The organism is Pseudescherichia vulneris NBRC 102420, assembly GCF_000759795.1.
GTDB lineage: Bacteria > Pseudomonadota > Gammaproteobacteria > Enterobacterales > Enterobacteriaceae > Pseudescherichia > Pseudescherichia vulneris.
This window is the reverse complement of record NZ_BBMZ01000010.1, coordinates 197,216-212,765: the sequence shown is the minus strand read 5'-3', so window position 1 is coordinate 212,765 and position 15,550 is coordinate 197,216. Positions and strand designations below refer to the sequence as shown.

Sequence of the window (15,550 nt, the reverse complement as noted above, 5' to 3'; positions counted from 1 at the left end):
CTCGGGCTGGTTTAGCCCGCCTGAAAAATCACTCATTCCACATCAGACCCGCCGCGAGCGGGTTTTTTATTGCCCGGAGACAACATGATTTACACCACTGGCACGATCACCGGTAGCGGCAACACGCTCAACGGTACCGGAACTAATTTCGCAGCAGCGGGCAGCCTGATCCGCAATGGCTGCACTGTCATTGTCCTGACCAGCCCGGCGCAGGTATTTCAGATCACGGCGGTCAACAGCGCCACGCAACTGGCGGTGACGCCTGCTGTAAATCCGGCAATCCCGGCGGGGACCCGCTATGCGATTCTGCTCAGTGACAGCAAAAGCCTCGATGGCTTCGCTCTCGACCTCGCTGAGACGTTTGGCATGTATCAGGCATACATGAGCGGGTTCGGCGATGTTATGACCGGTTCCGGGAACGTGACGATAACTATCAACGGTGTGGCTGTCACCGTGCCTGCGCAAAAATCTCTTGTTCAGAAGGGGGCTAATGGGGCAGCGCCTGTTGAATCCGGTGGTACAGGATCGACAACGGCTGCTGGCGCTCGCGGTAATCTGGGTATCAGCGACAAACAGCTCAACTCTGTAGATGGTAAAACAGGTGGCACTATTTCATCTCCAATCTCTATTACCGGAGGTGTTTCAATAGTCACTCAGGCGAGTAGCTACGGCGACTGGAATTTTATCTACCCATCCACTTTAAAAAAGATGGCTTATGCCTTCTGCGAGAACTACGGTGATTTGGTTTTTGTTACAACGCAGGCAACATTAACAGGGACCGAGAAATATTTCGCAATGCGGAACAATGGCAACTTTACCACTCAAGGCAATATTAGTTGCGTGTCGCTGACCCAGACGTCCGACGCCGATAAAAAAGACGAGATCACAACGATAAATGATGCCCGCGATAAAATCAGGCTGTTGCGTGGCGTGACTTATATCCTCAAAGATACAGGGATGCCGTCTGCAGGTGTGATCGCACAGGAACTGATGGACGTGCTGCCGGAGGCTATAGGGTCTGTATTTGATGATTATGACCAGTATGAGTCTGTCGAGGAACCGTACGAGGTTGAGACGTTGGACGAAAACGGGGAGCTGATCACCGTCACCGAAACGCGCGTGGTTACCCGCCTGAAACGGGCGCGTGATGACAGCAAGCGCAGCTATACCGTGGACTACGCTGCGGTCACCGGCCTGGTGCTGCAAACAGCAGTCGAGCTCGATCAGGCTGTAGCCGCCCTGGAGAAAAACCAGCGCAATATGGCGGCGTTTCTGCAAGCCCACGGGTATAACCCTGAAACCGACTACACCGTTACTGAAGAAAATTAATAGGCCGTACCGTCTTGATCTGGCCTCTCCCTGAAACTACTGTTCATATATACAGTATTTAACAGGGAGGGCATAGAGTGGCTAAATATTCAGACATCGGTACCGCATTCAGGGCGGCTACCAAGCGGGAACCTAGCGGCAGGCTGGTGGTGACCAGCGTTGATTTTGTGCGTGAGCTCGAGGCGGTGAATCACCACTGGTCGTTAGGCCGGGCGAACCGGTGGATAGCCCAGTACCAGACGTATTTTCGGGACTACACCCCGCATGAGGGCGAGGACCGGCGCTTCTTCATGATCGGCATGGGGAGGATCATGTAATGGGCTTCCCGTCGCCAGCACAAGACTACGTACAGCGTCCGCTGTGCCTGAACGAGTTATTCAACGTAAACGGCAATACTCTGCTGATTGAAACGTCGAGCGGCTGGGCCGTGATCGATAAGGCGAAGCGGCCAGCTCAAGGCATAGTGCTGCTGGTGAGCGTCGACGGCTATAACCAGTTCGCCAGGTGGATGGGCGACGCATTGATAACCGAGGACGGCGAAGCGATTGAGGGTGAGGCCCTGGACGGCGTGACTGTAATCGGGCCGGTGACAGCGCTGATCAATGCAGTGGAGCGGGGTGACGACTGCCCGGTACTGTAAGGTAATTTGACGGGGGTTTTACCCCCATTTTACCCCAACAGTACCCCAGCCAGATTACAGGCATAAAAAAACCAGCCGTAAGAGGCTGGTTCTTCTGGGATTTTTTGGTCGGCACGAGAGGATTTGAACCTCCGACCCCCGACACCCCATGTCAGGCATTATGATTTGGCATATATCTGCAGAGGCTATCGTATAAGCCAACCATCAGTTCAGAGGCTCGGTTGAGCTCTAGCTCACCCAACCTGTTTACTGACGCTGATACACGGCCTTCATAGGCTTCTGGCTCAGTGCCAGTAAGAAGAGACACCAGTTCTTCATAATCTTCCCAAAGAGGTTCTGGGATGTCATTCTCTTTTTTAAGAAGTGAAATACCATACAGATAAGCGTCAGAAATTCTCTGAGGGAAGGGACCATCAGAAGCCAGCGTTAAAATACTGGAATGGAACTTTTCCCAAGCATATTTGTACTTCATAAAATTGTCCATTTAGTCGCCTTTCGGGTGAGAAAAACTATCGGCTGCACACTGTAACCTGATGAATTTTAAGAGGTCAAATCATGTGCTTTTTTCTCATTTTTTACGGTAAGTTGATGTAATTTAATGAGTGAAGAACGGTCTCGAAAACCGGAGTAGGGGCAACTCTACCGGGGGTTCAAATCCCCCTCTCTCCGCCACTATTCAAGCACTTACCCGTACCGCTTTCAACGACGTTCATCACAACTCACTGCTTACATGTCTCTCAAAGGTAGTTCTCTTCTATTCGTAGCGTGAATCATCATTATCCTAATTTAGCTGCCCTAATTGGCACACATCGCAAAGCAGCAGCTAACATACCCAGATAAAATAGACGGCTAATATTTTTCCAGGTAATAATAATCATGAAACTGGACGCACAGCTGCCGTTTGTTACAGCACTGCTCTTTATTTTATCCGTTCTCTTTCCCTTCTTTCCAGAGATCCCGCTACCCGTTAGCGAAGCGAGGCTGGTTAATTGGATTGAGAATGGGCAGGCCTTATGGCTGCTTTTTGGCGCACTGTTCACCCTTTTCTGGATCAAGCCCTGGACGCTGACGCCCGGTCAGAAAGCCTTCTGGCTGTGGTCCGTTGCCTGGTGGGTAGTACTGTTAGGGCGCAGTACCAGCTGGGGCAGGGTCTACTTCCCGGACGAGCCAAGAGTGATTTTCCGTATTATCTCGGTCGTTCTGATTGCGGCACTGGTGCTGCCGGTGATCGTTTCCGCTACGCTGCGTAAAGAGATCGCGCTGCGTTTTCGCCAGGAAACGTTCCCCCTGTGGACCGTGTTGCTGGTGGTGATAACCTTTTTGCTTTCCGATGCCGTAGAGCACCATCGCCTGCTGGGCTCGCTGGTTTTGCATGATGCTCACGATCAGGATCTGCTTGAGGAACTGTATGAAATTCCCTTTATGCTGGGGCTATTTATTATTGCCTTTGGCATGATGCAGCGTGATAAAGTGGTCGGTATGCGATTGTCCACCGCGCACTAATAAAAAGCCCGCAGCGAGCGGGCTTTGTTTTTTAAAAAGGTTTTAGAACTGATAAACCAGACCCAGCGCGACAATATCGTCGGTAGCGATGCCGGCATCTTTGTAGAACTGATCGTCGTCATCCAGCAGGTTGATTTTATAATCTACATAGGTAGACATGTTTTTATTGAAGTAGTAGGTTGCGCCTACGTCAGCATATTTCACCAAATCTTCATCGGTATTAGAACCGTTGTAGTTCAGATCCTTGCCTTTAGACATCAGGAAAGAAACAGCCGGACGCAGGCCAAAGTCGAACTGGTACTGCGCGGTAACTTCAAAGTTCTGCGTTTTATTGGCAATACCGCCAAGATCGCCGTCATCGGTGCTGCCGTACGGTGTCATATTGCGGGTTTCAGAATACATCGCCGCCAGGTAAACGTTGTTAGCGTCATACTTCAGACCGGTGGTCCAGGCATCTGCTTTATCGCCGCCAGCATAGGTGCTGTCTGCTGCATTGCCGCGATTTGTTTGATCCGCAGTACGGTCAGATGACGCATACGCTGCACCTACGCTAAAGCCGCTGCCGATGTCATAGGTGGTGGACAGACCCCAGCCGTCACCGTTTTCATGGCGAACGTCGCGCGGGCTGCTGGTACCTTCGTTGCCGTTACCAGCATCTTCATTATTGCCCTGATACTGCACGGCAAATGCCAGACCGTCGACCAGACCAAACATATTGTCGTTGCGGTAGGTTGCTACACCGTTGGCACGGCCGGTCATAAAGTTATCAGCCTGGGTATAGCTGTCGCCACCGAACTCAGGCAGCATATCGGTCCAGGCTTCTACATCATACAGCACGCCGTAGTTACGCCCATAGTCGAATGAACCGTAGTCGCCTGCCTTCAGGCCAGCGAAGGCCAGACGCGTCCAGCTTTGGTTGCTGCTGCTTTCGGTGTTATTCGCCTGAACGTTATACTCCCACTGGCCGTATCCTACCAGCTGGTCAGTGATTTGGGTTTCGCCTTTGAAGCCCATACGGATATAGGTTTGATCGCCATCAGCGCTGCTGTTATCAGAGAAGTAGTGCAGGCCGTCAACTTTACCGTACAGATCAAGTTTGTTGCCGTTCTGGTTATAGACTTCTGCTGCATGTGCTGCGCCTGCGGCTAATAATGCCGGGACAATAATTGCCAATACTTTTCTTTTCATTATCCATGTCCTATAAATTATAGTTTATGTAAATGGTTGTGAAATACCCGAGTTACAGTCCTGATACTAGCGATTAAGTTCATTTATTTTTAAAAGAATGATGTAAGCAAATGGTATTATTTATTGCTAAACGTTTCATTTCCATTTGTTATTTATGGGGTGAATGAATATGCTCTCTTTTATTTGTGCTGGTGATGTTTGTCATATTTTTATTGAATGTTTGATGAGGTTTTATTTATTTGGAAAATGACTAATAAAAAAGCAAAAAAAAGCTCAGCGAGAGTCAGCTGAGCAAAATGGTGTCGAGAAGAGTGAGGGTAGTACTTAAACTACATCTTGGATTAATAACGACGAGAATAATCTCATAGCACCTTAAAAAAATCAGTCCACTATTGTTCTCGATGCTAAAATTATTAACCTATTATGAGCCAGGCAGACAGCAATGAGGGAAGAGCATGGCAGACGTGCATGATAAAGCCACGCGCAGCAAAAATATGCGCGCCATCGGCACGCGTGATACGGCCATTGAGAAACGGCTTGCTGCGCTGCTTACTGAGTGCGGGCTGGCGTTTCGCGTTCAGGATGCGGCGCTGCCCGGCACGCCGGACTTTGTCGTCGATGACTACCGCTGCGTTATCTTTACCCACGGCTGCTTCTGGCACCATCATGACTGCTATCTGTTTAAGGTCCCGGCCACGCGTACTGAATTCTGGCTGGAGAAGATTGGTAAAAACGTCGAACGCGACCGGCGCGACTGCGCCCAGCTGCTGACCGAGGGCTGGCGAGTATTGATTGTCTGGGAGTGTGCGATACGCGGGCGGGCGAAGCTGAGCGATGCGGATCTTAGCGAGCGGCTTGAAGAGTGGATCTGCGGCGGCGGGGCGGCCGCGCAGATCGACACCCGGGGCATTCAGACCTGCGGCTTGGCTACTTCTCCGCCCCGCACGGCGTAACCGTTGGACGGGCAGGCAGCAGGTACTTACCCAGCGTGACCAGCACCACCGCCAGAATGATAATCCCCAACGCCAGCCACTCAATAGGGGAGAGGCTTTCACCGGCAAACCCTGTCCCCAGCAGCACGGCCACCACCGGATTAACGTAGGCGTAGCTGGTGGCAACCGCAGGCGAAGTATTGCGGATCAGGAACATATAGGCGTTGATGGCAATAATCGAACCAAAAATCGCCAGATAGCTTACGGCCAGCAGCCCAGACGCCGTTGGCATCGCCGTGAGCCGCTCGCCGGTCAGCCCAGAGGCGGCCAGCAGCACCACGCCTGCGGTAAGCATCTCAATCGCCCCGGCCATCATGCCGTTGGGCAGCTCGATGCGCGAACCCAGAACAGAGCCGAAAGCCCAGCTCAGGGATCCGATGAGGATCATGCCTGCTCCCCACGGATTACCGCTCAGGTTACCGCCGCTGTTAAGCAGCACAATGCCCGACAGGCCGATGGCAATGCCAAACCACTCTAGCTTGCGCGTAGCGATGCCGAAAAAGTGGCTAAAGCAGAGGGTAAAGAGCGGAACGGTCGCCACGACCACGGCGGCAATCCCGGATGGAACGTTTTGATGCTCGGCCAGCGTCACCATGCCGTTACCCACCGCCAGCAGCAGAACCCCAATCAACGCCGCGTTAAGCAGTGGGCGCAGGGAGGGCAAACGGTGGCCGGTAATGAGCAAAAAGGCGATCAGCAGGAGACCGGCAGAGAAAAAGCGTACCCCGGCCATCATTAACGGCGGCCAGCTCTCGACGCCGATGCGGATCGCAAAGTAGGTGGAACCCCAAATAATGTAGAGCGCAAAAAGCGCACCAATAAGCGGTAAAAGCTGCCTGAAACGCATACTCCCTCACGACAAAATTGAAATGACGCATAGAGTAAACGCCAAAACAATCAGACTGGCGAGCAATTAATTGTGTTTGTAATGTTAAAGATTTGTTGACGTTAAGGATAAATTTACGCAATGGGCTTTTATGCTCCATAATCTTCCTATTATCAGCAGTTAGAGAAGGATGTTTATTTTGGCAGGAAGTAGTTTATTAACCTTACTGGACGATATTGCCACGTTGCTCGACGACATTTCATTGATGGGCAAGCTGGCGGCTAAAAAGACCGCAGGGGTGCTGGGGGACGATCTGTCGCTCAACGCCCAGCAGGTTTCCGGCGTGCGGGCCAACCGCGAACTGCCGGTGGTCTGGAGCGTGGCCAAAGGCTCGTTGCTAAACAAGGTGATCCTGGTCCCGCTGGCGCTGTTGATCAGCGCCTTTATTCCCTGGGCCATTACGCCGCTGCTGATGGTCGGCGGGGCGTTTCTCTGCTTTGAGGGCGTGGAGAAGGTGCTGCATAGCCTGCATGCCCGCAAGCATAAAGAGGATCCCCAGCAGGCGCAGGAGCGGTTGAACGCCATTGCGAAACAGGATCCCAAGCAGTATGAGCGAGATAAAGTGAAAGGGGCGATCCGCACCGACTTTATCCTGTCGGCAGAGATTGTTGCCATCACGCTGGGGATCGTGGCCGATGCGCCGCTGCTTAACCAGGTGCTGGTGCTGTCGGGTATTGCCGTGCTGGTGACGCTTGGTGTTTATGGCCTGGTAGGGATCATCGTTAAGCTGGACGATATGGGCTACTGGCTGGTGGAGCGGCCGGGTGCGCTGGCAAAAATTGTGGGTAAGGGATTACTGGTAATTGCGCCCTGGCTGATGAAAGTGCTGACCATCGTCGGTACGCTGGCGATGTTTCTGGTGGGGGGCGGCATCGTGGTTCACGGCATTGCGCCTCTGCACCATGCCATCGAGCATTTTGCCGCCGAGCAGGGCGCGGTCATCGGCGCGACGTTGCCAACGCTGGCAAACCTGGTGCTCGGATTTATTATTGGCCTGATTGTCGTCGGACTAGTGAAGGGCATCTCGCGTCTGCGCGGAGCCGCCCACTAGCTAACGGCGTTGGCCCGATATGAAGTCTGGCAGCAGCGTGCCGATAATAGGTAATGTAGTGACTGGATAACTTCAGCAAAAACCATGGAGACGTCGTGCCACCCTCTACCGCTGCCACTGGCTCGTCACGACTGAATAGCATGCGCAACTATTTCGTGCCTGCTCGCGTCGTTAATCTCTGCTTTGTGATTGTGCTGGTCAGCTCAACGTTGCTGACCTGGCGCGAGGTAGTGGTGCTGGAGGATGCCTACGTCGCCAGCCAGCGTAATACCCTCGACAAGGTCTCCAGCGCGCTCGATCGGCAGATGGAGATCGGGGTTAACGCATTGCTGTTCTTCCGTAATGCGATGCGGGCAGCGGTGGAGACGCCGCTGACCTCGGACGTGCTCAAGAACGTGCAGGTTGAGTTTGCTCAGCAGCGTCAGCAGCCTTTCTGGCGTATCAGCGTCGATCAGCGGCGCACGCTGCCGATTACCGGCGTTTCTGATGACTTCGTTGCGGGCCATCCTCTGCTTAGCCGTGACGATCCACAGATGCATAATGAGATGACCGCCGCGCTGGAGGTGGGCTACATCATGCGTCTTGCCACAGCGCTACCGGCGATGCCGAAGCACGCATGGTATGTCTCACGCGCGGGCTTTTTCCTCTCTTCACAACCCTCAGTCGCGTCGGCAGAGAGCGTTACGCGTTATGAGAGCCTGCTGGCAGAGCCCTGGTTTACCGGGCAGTCTCACCATGCTAACCGTTTTCGCGGCGTACGCTGGTTTACCTCGGCGCACCACACGGACACGCAGGCGTCGATAGTGACGGTGAGCGTGCCGCTGGACGATGCCCAGCGCTGGTTGGGCGTGCTGGCGATTGACTACGCCTTCTCGTCGGTAAAGACGCTGCTGGAGGAGGCGCTCAGGGATGAAGAGCAGGGGGAGTATCAGCTCTACAATAGTCAACTTGAGCGGGTCGTCACCTCGCTGCCTGCGGGCGTGCAGCCACGGGCGTTTACCCCGGCACAGCGTCAGGCGCTGATGCAGGCCATAGCCCAAAGCAATAGCGGCAGCCTGCGACTTGGCCTATCCTTTGTCGTCTGGCAGAAACTCGACCGCTTTGATGGGCTGCTGCTGCGCATCCATACCCTACGCGAAGGCTTGCAGGGCGATTTTGGCACCATCAGCATTGCCCTGGCGCTGCTGTGGCTGCTGTTTACCGCGATGCTGCTCAGCTCCTGGATCGTCATTCGCCGCATGGTAAATAATATGTATGCCATGCAGCACTCGTTACAGTGGCAGGCGTGGCACGATCCCCTGACGCGGCTGCTCAACCGCGGCGCACTGTTTGAACGGGCAAAAGCGCTGGCGGAGCTGTGTCAGCAGCAGCACAGGCCGTTCTCGGTGATCCAGCTCGATCTCGATCACTTCAAAAACGTTAACGACCACTATGGTCACCAGGCGGGAGATTTAGTCCTGACCCAGGCCGCACGGCTAATTGGGGGCTGTATACAGGGAGAAGATCTGGCCGGGCGCGTCGGTGGGGAGGAGTTCTGCATCGTTCTGCCGGGAAGCACGCTGCTCCAGGCGCAGCGCATTGCAGAGCGAATACGCGAGCGTATCAGCCGCAAAGAGATCCTTGTCCACAATAGCCAGACGGTGCGCATTAGCGCCTCGCTGGGCGTTAGCAGCGCCGAGCCGAGCGAGAGCTATGCCTTTGAATATCTGCAGATGGTGGCAGACAGACGGCTCTATCTGGCCAAGTGGGCTGGGCGCAACCGCGTCTGCGCGGTTGACCCCATTCAGGATGCGCCGAACACGTGATCCAGCCCCTCATGCCAGCCTGCGGGGCCAGTCTGAGTGGTGCGATAGACCCGGGAGGGATCATCATCGCGTAGCGTCACGCCATCGCGGTTAAACCCCTTCACCACAATGGCAAAATCGACGTTGTCCAGCATAGGCGCATCGTTTGGGCCATCGCCAAGGCCCAGGGTCGTGTACTGCTTGCCCTCATGCTGACAGTACTGGCGCGTCAGCCAATTCACCGCCTGATCCTTACCGTCGCGCTGGTCAATAACGTGCCAATAGCGTGCCCCCTGGACAAGGCGCAGGCCAAAGCGATTCAGGTCAGCGTCAAATTTTGCCATCCGCTCGTCGCTGTCGCGCCAGATCAGCGTCTCCGAGGCTTCATGCAGCCGGGCCAGGCTCGCCTGAGCGGGCGTATAACCGGTTAGCTCAACCAGGGCAGCCACCTCAAGATCGCTAAAGGTAGTGAATTTATATCCTTCATTTTCCCGCAGCGGCGTCAAAACGGTCGTAATCTGATCGTGAGTCGTGCCGTTAAGCAGTCGGGAAGCGTTGTTATGCGCTTCCCAGCGCGTATCAAGCTGGATCACCGCGCCATTCTCCGCGATAAACGGTTGCCCTTGTAACCCTACCATTTTCTGAATCGCTACAATTTCCGCGGCCGTCATGCTGCTGCACAGGATAACGGGTATCTCATGCTGACGCAGACGAGTTAACCACGCCTCGGCTGGCTGCCATTCATGGGTATGACTATCAAGCAACGTACCGTCGATATCGGTAAATACCAGCAGTGTGTCGTTAAGGCCGGGCATGGTCTGCTCCTTTGCTAGCGCAACGGGATGGTAAGAAAAATCTCAAATTAATAAACATGCACTATAAATACCTGATTTCAATAGCCCGCTAAAGGCGATTCCGTCTGGCTTCTCATACATTAGTCGCAAAACAGTTATACAAAATAATAATTAGGTTGATGAATATTATCTTGTACCGCAAATAATTTGCCTATACATTCATATCCGCATCAGATTTCCTGGTGTAACGAATTTTCAAGTGCTTCTTGCAAACGCAAGCTTTATCCCGGTCTCCCCAGACCGGGATTTTTTCTTTTAGCGATCCAGCTCCGCCGCGCTGCCGTCATGAATATCTAGCTCCCAGGCGTTGGCGACCGACTGCTCTTCACCATTGTGCACGCGATCGACGGGGCGCTTCTCGGGGCCGCTGGGATCGATAGCAGCCAACAGCGCGTCAACTTCAGCATTGTTTAACGTTTTCTCATGGCGGGTTTTCATCGTCGTGACTCCACAGGCCGTTTCCCTAAGTATAGACGGTTGAGAAAAGCAGCAATCATGATGCCAGGGCTGTCAGACCGCGAGTTTTGTTCTACACTGGCAAAAATGTGACAGGAGGAAAATAATGAAGGTAAACGATCGGGTTACAGTTAAAACGGACGGGGGACCGCGACGTCCGGGTGTTGTGCTCGCCATTGAAGAGTTTAATGAAGGCACGATGTATCTGGTTTCGCTTGATGATTACCCGCTCGGCATCTGGTTCTTTAATGAAAAAGGGCATCCGGACGGGGTATTTGTCGAGATGCAGGCGTAACGCTATCACTACCCTCATGCCCTGGAGGGTAAGTGCCTGCTTGCCCTCTCAACGCATATTGACGAAGATGCCGCTGGTGACATAATCCGTCAGACGTACCACGTGGTAGATAACCTGCTTATTATGCGTTTTTATTTTTCTTTTAATATTACCCTTATGTGATGATACCGTTTTGGCTTTAATATTCATCTGGTCGGAGATTTGAATCGTTCCCTGGCCGGACATCCACATCCGCAGCATACTGGATTCAGTACGGCTTAACGATAGTGTAGGAAGATTAATCCCTTTCTGACCCTTCGCTTCTTTATTTAGGTAATCGGCGAGGAACTCATCCAGCGACTCAGGCTTAATCGATTTAGAACTAATTAATAAGTTTTTGCGCACCAGCAGGTATTCATCAAAATGGATATTTGCTATCGCCATAAACACAATAAACAACGTCTTGGGATGCTGATTAATGATTTGCTTTATATGCTGACTCTGTTCGAGATCGTGGATGAAGCAGTCTTCATTAATAAACACCACGGCGGGCCGCCAGGCCTCACATGCTGAGCCGAGCTCGCTGACGCTGGATACGTCTTTGATATCTCGTTTTTTCACTCCGCGACTTGCCAGATAACCGGTTAATCCCAACCGGGTATAGCTGCATAAATCCATAATAATCGTTGACATGGCATACCCTCACTCAATGCGTAACGATAATTCACCACCTGCCTGAGCTACTCATAACAGTAAAAGGATGAAAATATTCTGAAAACCTATGAGCAGGACAGGACTTTCAGGCGAACACACTATCCCGTAAAGTTAGGTATAATTTGCCAGGAAACATCTTAAAGTAAAGTAAACTTTCGGAACTGTGATAATCATAAAAACAAATAAACCGCGTCACGTATATCCTGGCGGGTATTAATGAAAATCCTTTTTAGGATTATCCTCAATAAAGACCGTTCAAAATCTAGGGGCTGGCGGCCTGCGGTAATTCGCTGATGATATCCGCCAGCAGATTAAAAATCTCGCTGAACAGATGCTCACAGAAAGGGGCAATAAGCGGCATCAGGGCCGCCATCAGGACAATGCCGACGCCCAGGGTGATGGGAAAACCTACCGAGAAGATAGAGAGCTGGGGAGCCATACGGTTCAACAGCCCCAGGGAGAGGTTCAGCGTCAGCAGCAGGGTGATGACCGGCAGCGCCAGCATCAGGCCGTTGATAAAAATCAGTCCGCCCGCACGGGTGAGGGCCAGGAACGCGTTACTGTTCACCGGCTCGCCGCCGATGGGCAGGGTATGGAAGGTATCCACCAGCATCGAAATCAGCCACAGGTGACCGTTAAAGGTCAGGAACAGCAGCAGGGCCAGCATATCCATAAAGCGCGCCAGCACGGGCATATTCAGGTTGCTGCCGGGATCGAAGAAGGTGGCAAAGGAGAGGCCCATCTGTAGCCCAATTAGCTCTCCGGCGGTGCGTATGGCGGCAAAGGCGAACTGCATGGTAAAACCCAGCGCGATGCCAATCAGGATCTGCTGTAGCGCCAGCCACAGCGAGTCACCGGAAAAGATCGGCACGTTGGTGGCGGGCAGGGAAGGCGCAATGACGAGGGTAATCACAAACCCCAGTCCCAGCTTAACGCGTTTGGGCACGCTACGCTCGCTGAGGATCGGCGCGGTGGAGATCAGCGCCAGCACGCGCAGCAGCGGCCAAAAGTAGAGGCTCAGCCAGTGGAGCCACTGATCGCTGGTTACCGACACCATAAGGGTTACTTATCCAATAATATAGGGAATGTTGCTGAACAGGGTGCGCATATAGTCCAGCAGCAGGTTAAGCATCCACGGGCCGGCAACGATAATAGCAACGAAAACGGCGATAATTTTCGGGATAAACGACAGCGTCATCTCGTTAATCTGCGTGGCGGCCTGAAGGATACTGATCACCAGGCCGGTGACCAGCGCCACCAGCAGCAGGGGCGCGGCAACCATCAACGCGATTTTCATCGCGTCCGTACCCATCATCATCACTGATTCTGGCGTCATTTCCGCACTCCTTAACTGTAAAAGCTCTGCGCCAGCGAGCCGACCAGCAGCTGCCAGCCGTCTACTAGCACGAACAGCATCAGCTTAAACGGCAGGGCGATGGTGGCGGGCGGAACCATCATCATCCCTAGCGCCATCAGCACGCTGGCGATCACCAGGTCGATGATGAGGAACGGAATAAAAATGGTAAAGCCAATCTGAAACGCGGTCTTGAGCTCGCTGGTGACGTAGGCCGGGAGCAGAATGCGCATCGGCACCGCTTCCGGACCGGGCAGCGGACCGCTGTTGGCCAGGCGAGCAAACAGTGCTAAATCGGCTTCCCGCGTCTGGCGCATCATAAACTCTCTCAGCGGCTGTGCGCCTTTCTCCAGCGCCACGTCGATGGAGATCTTGCTTTCGCTGAACGGCTGATAGGCCTCGGTATAAATCTTATCGATCACCGGCGACATAATAAAAAAGGTCAGGAACAGGGCGAGGCCGAGCAGCACCTGGTTAGGCGGCGCGGAGGGCGTGCCCAGCGCGTTACGCAGCAGGCCAAAAACGATGATGATGCGGGTGAAGCTGGTCATCATCAGCAGAATAGCGGGCAGGAAGGTCAGGGAGGTGATAAACACCAGGGTCTGCACCGGCAGGGACCAGCTCTGGCCGCCGTTAGCCAGCGGTTGGCTGACTAATCCGGGAAGTTGAGCAAAGGCGCTGGGCGCAACCAGCACCAGGCCAGCCAGCGCAAGGGATAACAAACGGCGCATCAGGATCTCCCGGAACGCTTGATCAAATTCTTTAACACGGCCTGAAAATCCGGGGTGTTCTCTTTCGGGGCCTCGCTCGCGGACGGTGCCGGAGGAAGCGTGTGCAGCAGGCTGATTTGTGACGGTGTCACGCCCAGCACCAGTCGTGCATCGTCGACGTCAACGATAATTACCCGCTCACGCGGGCCAACGGTCGTGCTGGCGCTGACCTTCAGGCCACGGGCGCTGGCGGTTTTACCGCCAAAGCCCATCCGCTTCGCCAGCCAGGCTGCCGCGAGGATCAGGGCAATAATGCCCAGCAGCGCGCCGCTCACCTGCACCAGCGGTGAACCGTGAACGGCAGAGGGCTGCACAACGGTAGCCTGGGTTTTCATGCTTAGCGGCTCAGACGACGCATACGCTCGGACGGCGTGATGATATCGGTAATACGTACGCCGTATTTGTCGGCGACAACCACAACTTCACCCTGGGCAATCAGATAGCCGTTGATCAGGATATCCAGCGGCTCACCGGCGAGGCCGTCCAGCGCCACCACCGATCCTTGGGTCAGGCGCAGCAGCTCTTTAATGGTCATGCGGGTACGACCAAGCTCCACGGTCAGCTTGACCGGGATATCCATAATCAGATCGATATCCTGTAAGGTGCCGCTCACGTCACCGCCGCCAAACTGCTGAAACACCGAGTCGGTGGTGCTTTTGCTGCTGGTTGTGGTTTTTTGTTCGTTCAACGCGTCAGCCCACAGATCGTCCATTGCCATACTGTTCTCATCGGACGGATTGTTCATATCACTCATTTGGGCTGTTCCTCATTCAGCGAATTCAAAATCGGGTTGATCAAGTGTTCAACGCGCAGGGCATACTGGCCGTTGATGGTGCCGTACTGGCTGGTAAGCACCGGGACACCATCTACGTGGGCGATGATGCGATCGGGTTTGTCGATCGGCAGCACGTCACCGGGTTGCAGCTTCAGGATCTGCGACAGGCGCAGCGGGACATCGCCGAAATTGGCAATCAGCTCCAGCTCGGAGTGCTGCACCTGACGAACCAGGTTATCGCGCCAGTTTTGATCCTCGTTGCGGGAGTTCTCCAGCGGCGGGTTAACCAGCGTCTCGCGCAGCGGCTCAATCATGCTGAAGGGCAGACAGATATTAAACTCGCCGGTCAGGTTACCAATCTCCACGTGGAAAGGGGTATTGACGACGATATCGTTCGGCGAGGTCGTGATGTTAGTAAACTTCACCTGCATCTCCGAACGCACATACTCAACGTCCAGGGGATGGATCGCTTTCCATGCGTCGCTGTAGCCTTCCAGCGCCAGCTTCAGCATGCGGTTGATCACCCGCTGCTCGGTATGGGTAAACTCACGTCCCTCAACCTTAGTCGGGAAACGGCCATCGCCGCCGAACAGGTTATCCACGGCAATGAACACCAGGCTTGGCGAGAAGACAAACAGCCCGGTGCCGCGCAGCGGCTTCAGGTGGATCAGGTTAAGGTTGGTCGGCACCGGCAGGTTACGGGCAAACTCATGGTAGGGCTGAATGCGGATCGCCCCCACGGTGATATCCGGGCTGCGGCGCAGCAGGTTGAACAGCCCCATGCGGAACTGGCGCGCGAAACGTTCATTAATGATCTCCAGCGCCTGCAGGCGTTCACGCACCACGCGGCGCTGGGTATTGGGATCGTAAGGACGAATATCACTCTCGCCGCCTTTACCGGGCTGCGGAGCATCGCTCTGTTCGCTGTCGCCGTTCAGCAGCGCATCAATTTCGGCCTGTGAAAGAATGCTATCGCCCAT

Annotated in this window: 20 protein-coding genes; 8 read left to right on the top strand and 12 right to left on the bottom strand. The window is 54.0% G+C overall.

Going from position 1 to position 15,550, the window contains the following annotated elements:
* Positions 1-84: 84 nt before the first annotated feature.
* The 3 genes from EV102420_RS21870 (at position 85) to EV102420_RS10225 (ending at position 1,969) form a co-directional block, all read left to right on the top strand.
* Entirely contained in the window at positions 85-1,329 is a 1,245-nt protein-coding gene (locus EV102420_RS21870; protein ID WP_077776517.1) for a tail fiber domain-containing protein, read from the top strand.
* A 77-nt stretch (positions 1,330-1,406) separates the two neighbouring features.
* Positions 1,407-1,646 (top strand): hypothetical protein, encoded by a 240-nt coding sequence (locus EV102420_RS10230; protein WP_042391457.1) that lies wholly within the window; start codon positions 1,407-1,409, stop codon positions 1,644-1,646.
* Complete coding sequence (locus tag EV102420_RS10225) at positions 1,646-1,969, top strand: S24/S26 family peptidase (RefSeq protein ID WP_042391456.1); 324 nt, start codon at positions 1,646-1,648, stop codon at positions 1,967-1,969. Before EV102420_RS10230 ends, EV102420_RS10225 begins: the two co-directional genes overlap by 1 nt.
* 151 nt (positions 1,970-2,120) lie before the next feature.
* Here the strand turns inward: EV102420_RS10225 and EV102420_RS22330 are convergent, their stop codons facing one another.
* Positions 2,121-2,453: a hypothetical protein gene (locus tag EV102420_RS22330; RefSeq protein WP_042391455.1), complete on the bottom strand. Its 333-nt coding sequence runs from the start codon at positions 2,451-2,453 to the stop codon at positions 2,121-2,123.
* Between the two features lie 392 nt (positions 2,454-2,845).
* Here EV102420_RS22330 and EV102420_RS10210 point away from each other — a divergent pair, with 392 nt between their 5' ends.
* The gene (locus EV102420_RS10210) at positions 2,846-3,472 is read left to right on the top strand and encodes a hypothetical protein (protein WP_042391454.1); all 627 of its coding nucleotides are present in this window, start codon (positions 2,846-2,848) and stop codon (positions 3,470-3,472) included.
* A 42-nt stretch (positions 3,473-3,514) separates the two neighbouring features.
* Here the strand turns inward: EV102420_RS10210 and ompC are convergent, their stop codons facing one another.
* Positions 3,515-4,660 carry a porin OmpC gene (gene ompC / locus EV102420_RS10205; RefSeq protein WP_042391452.1) on the bottom strand — a complete coding sequence of 382 codons (1,146 nt, stop codon included), beginning with the start codon at positions 4,658-4,660 and terminating at the stop codon, positions 3,515-3,517.
* A gap of 455 nt (positions 4,661-5,115) precedes the next feature.
* Between ompC and EV102420_RS10200 the strand changes: the two genes are divergently transcribed.
* On the top strand, positions 5,116-5,613 hold the full coding sequence (locus tag EV102420_RS10200; RefSeq protein ID WP_042391451.1) for a very short patch repair endonuclease: 498 nt from the start codon (positions 5,116-5,118) through the stop codon (positions 5,611-5,613).
* Here the strand turns inward: EV102420_RS10200 and yedA are convergent.
* A complete protein-coding gene (gene yedA / locus EV102420_RS10195; protein ID WP_042391450.1) occupies positions 5,588-6,499 on the bottom strand; it encodes a drug/metabolite exporter YedA in 912 nt (303 codons plus the stop codon). The two genes, EV102420_RS10200 and yedA, sit on opposite strands and share 26 nt — an antisense overlap.
* Before the next feature lie 169 nt (positions 6,500-6,668).
* On the opposite strand from yedA, the gene EV102420_RS10190 reads away from it, so the two are divergent.
* Complete coding sequence (locus EV102420_RS10190) at positions 6,669-7,589, top strand: DUF808 domain-containing protein (RefSeq protein WP_106403917.1); 921 nt, start codon at positions 6,669-6,671, stop codon at positions 7,587-7,589.
* 95 nt (positions 7,590-7,684) lie between these two features.
* A complete protein-coding gene (gene dgcQ / locus EV102420_RS10185; RefSeq protein ID WP_255211673.1) occupies positions 7,685-9,394 on the top strand; it encodes a cellulose biosynthesis regulator diguanylate cyclase DgcQ in 1,710 nt (569 codons plus the stop codon).
* Here dgcQ and EV102420_RS10180 read toward each other — a convergent pair.
* Together EV102420_RS10180 and EV102420_RS10175 are read right to left on the bottom strand one after the other, a co-directional pair.
* Positions 9,373-10,188, bottom strand: a complete 816-nt coding sequence (locus EV102420_RS10180) for a mannosyl-3-phosphoglycerate phosphatase-related protein (RefSeq protein ID WP_042391446.1) — start codon at positions 10,186-10,188, stop codon at positions 9,373-9,375. The genes dgcQ and EV102420_RS10180 overlap by 22 nt on opposite strands.
* Positions 10,189-10,482: 294 nt before the next feature.
* Positions 10,483-10,665 (bottom strand): hypothetical protein, encoded by a 183-nt coding sequence (locus EV102420_RS10175; protein WP_042391445.1) that lies wholly within the window; start codon positions 10,663-10,665, stop codon positions 10,483-10,485.
* 124 nt (positions 10,666-10,789) lie between these two features.
* Between EV102420_RS10175 and dsrB the strand changes: the two genes are divergently transcribed.
* Positions 10,790-10,978 (top strand): protein DsrB, encoded by a 189-nt coding sequence (gene dsrB / locus EV102420_RS10170; protein WP_042391444.1) that lies wholly within the window; start codon positions 10,790-10,792, stop codon positions 10,976-10,978.
* 48 nt (positions 10,979-11,026) lie between these two features.
* On the opposite strand, the gene rcsA is transcribed toward dsrB, so the two are convergent.
* The 7 genes from rcsA to fliM all read right to left on the bottom strand — a co-directional run bounded on the left by rcsA (position 11,027) and on the right by fliM (position 15,550).
* Positions 11,027-11,650 carry a transcriptional regulator RcsA gene (gene rcsA / locus EV102420_RS10165; protein ID WP_042391443.1) on the bottom strand — a complete coding sequence of 208 codons (624 nt, stop codon included), beginning with the start codon at positions 11,648-11,650 and terminating at the stop codon, positions 11,027-11,029.
* A 283-nt stretch (positions 11,651-11,933) separates the two neighbouring features.
* Positions 11,934-12,728, bottom strand: a complete 795-nt coding sequence (gene fliR, locus EV102420_RS10160) for a flagellar biosynthetic protein FliR (RefSeq protein WP_042391442.1) — start codon at positions 12,726-12,728, stop codon at positions 11,934-11,936.
* 9 nt (positions 12,729-12,737) lie between these two features.
* The gene (gene fliQ, locus EV102420_RS10155) at positions 12,738-13,007 is read right to left on the bottom strand and encodes a flagellar biosynthesis protein FliQ (protein WP_042391441.1); all 270 of its coding nucleotides are present in this window, start codon (positions 13,005-13,007) and stop codon (positions 12,738-12,740) included.
* Between the two features lie 11 nt (positions 13,008-13,018).
* Positions 13,019-13,756: a flagellar type III secretion system pore protein FliP gene (gene fliP / locus EV102420_RS10150; protein WP_042391440.1), complete on the bottom strand. Its 738-nt coding sequence runs from the start codon at positions 13,754-13,756 to the stop codon at positions 13,019-13,021.
* Positions 13,756-14,130, bottom strand: a complete 375-nt coding sequence (fliO, locus tag EV102420_RS10145; protein WP_042391439.1) for a flagellar biosynthetic protein FliO — start codon at positions 14,128-14,130, stop codon at positions 13,756-13,758. Before fliO ends, fliP begins: the two co-directional genes overlap by 1 nt.
* 2 nt (positions 14,131-14,132) lie before the next feature.
* Positions 14,133-14,549: a flagellar motor switch protein FliN gene (gene fliN, locus EV102420_RS10140; protein WP_042391438.1), complete on the bottom strand. Its 417-nt coding sequence runs from the start codon at positions 14,547-14,549 to the stop codon at positions 14,133-14,135.
* A complete protein-coding gene (fliM, locus tag EV102420_RS10135; RefSeq protein WP_042391437.1) occupies positions 14,546-15,550 on the bottom strand; it encodes a flagellar motor switch protein FliM in 1,005 nt (334 codons plus the stop codon). The genes fliN and fliM overlap by 4 nt, the downstream gene beginning before the upstream one ends.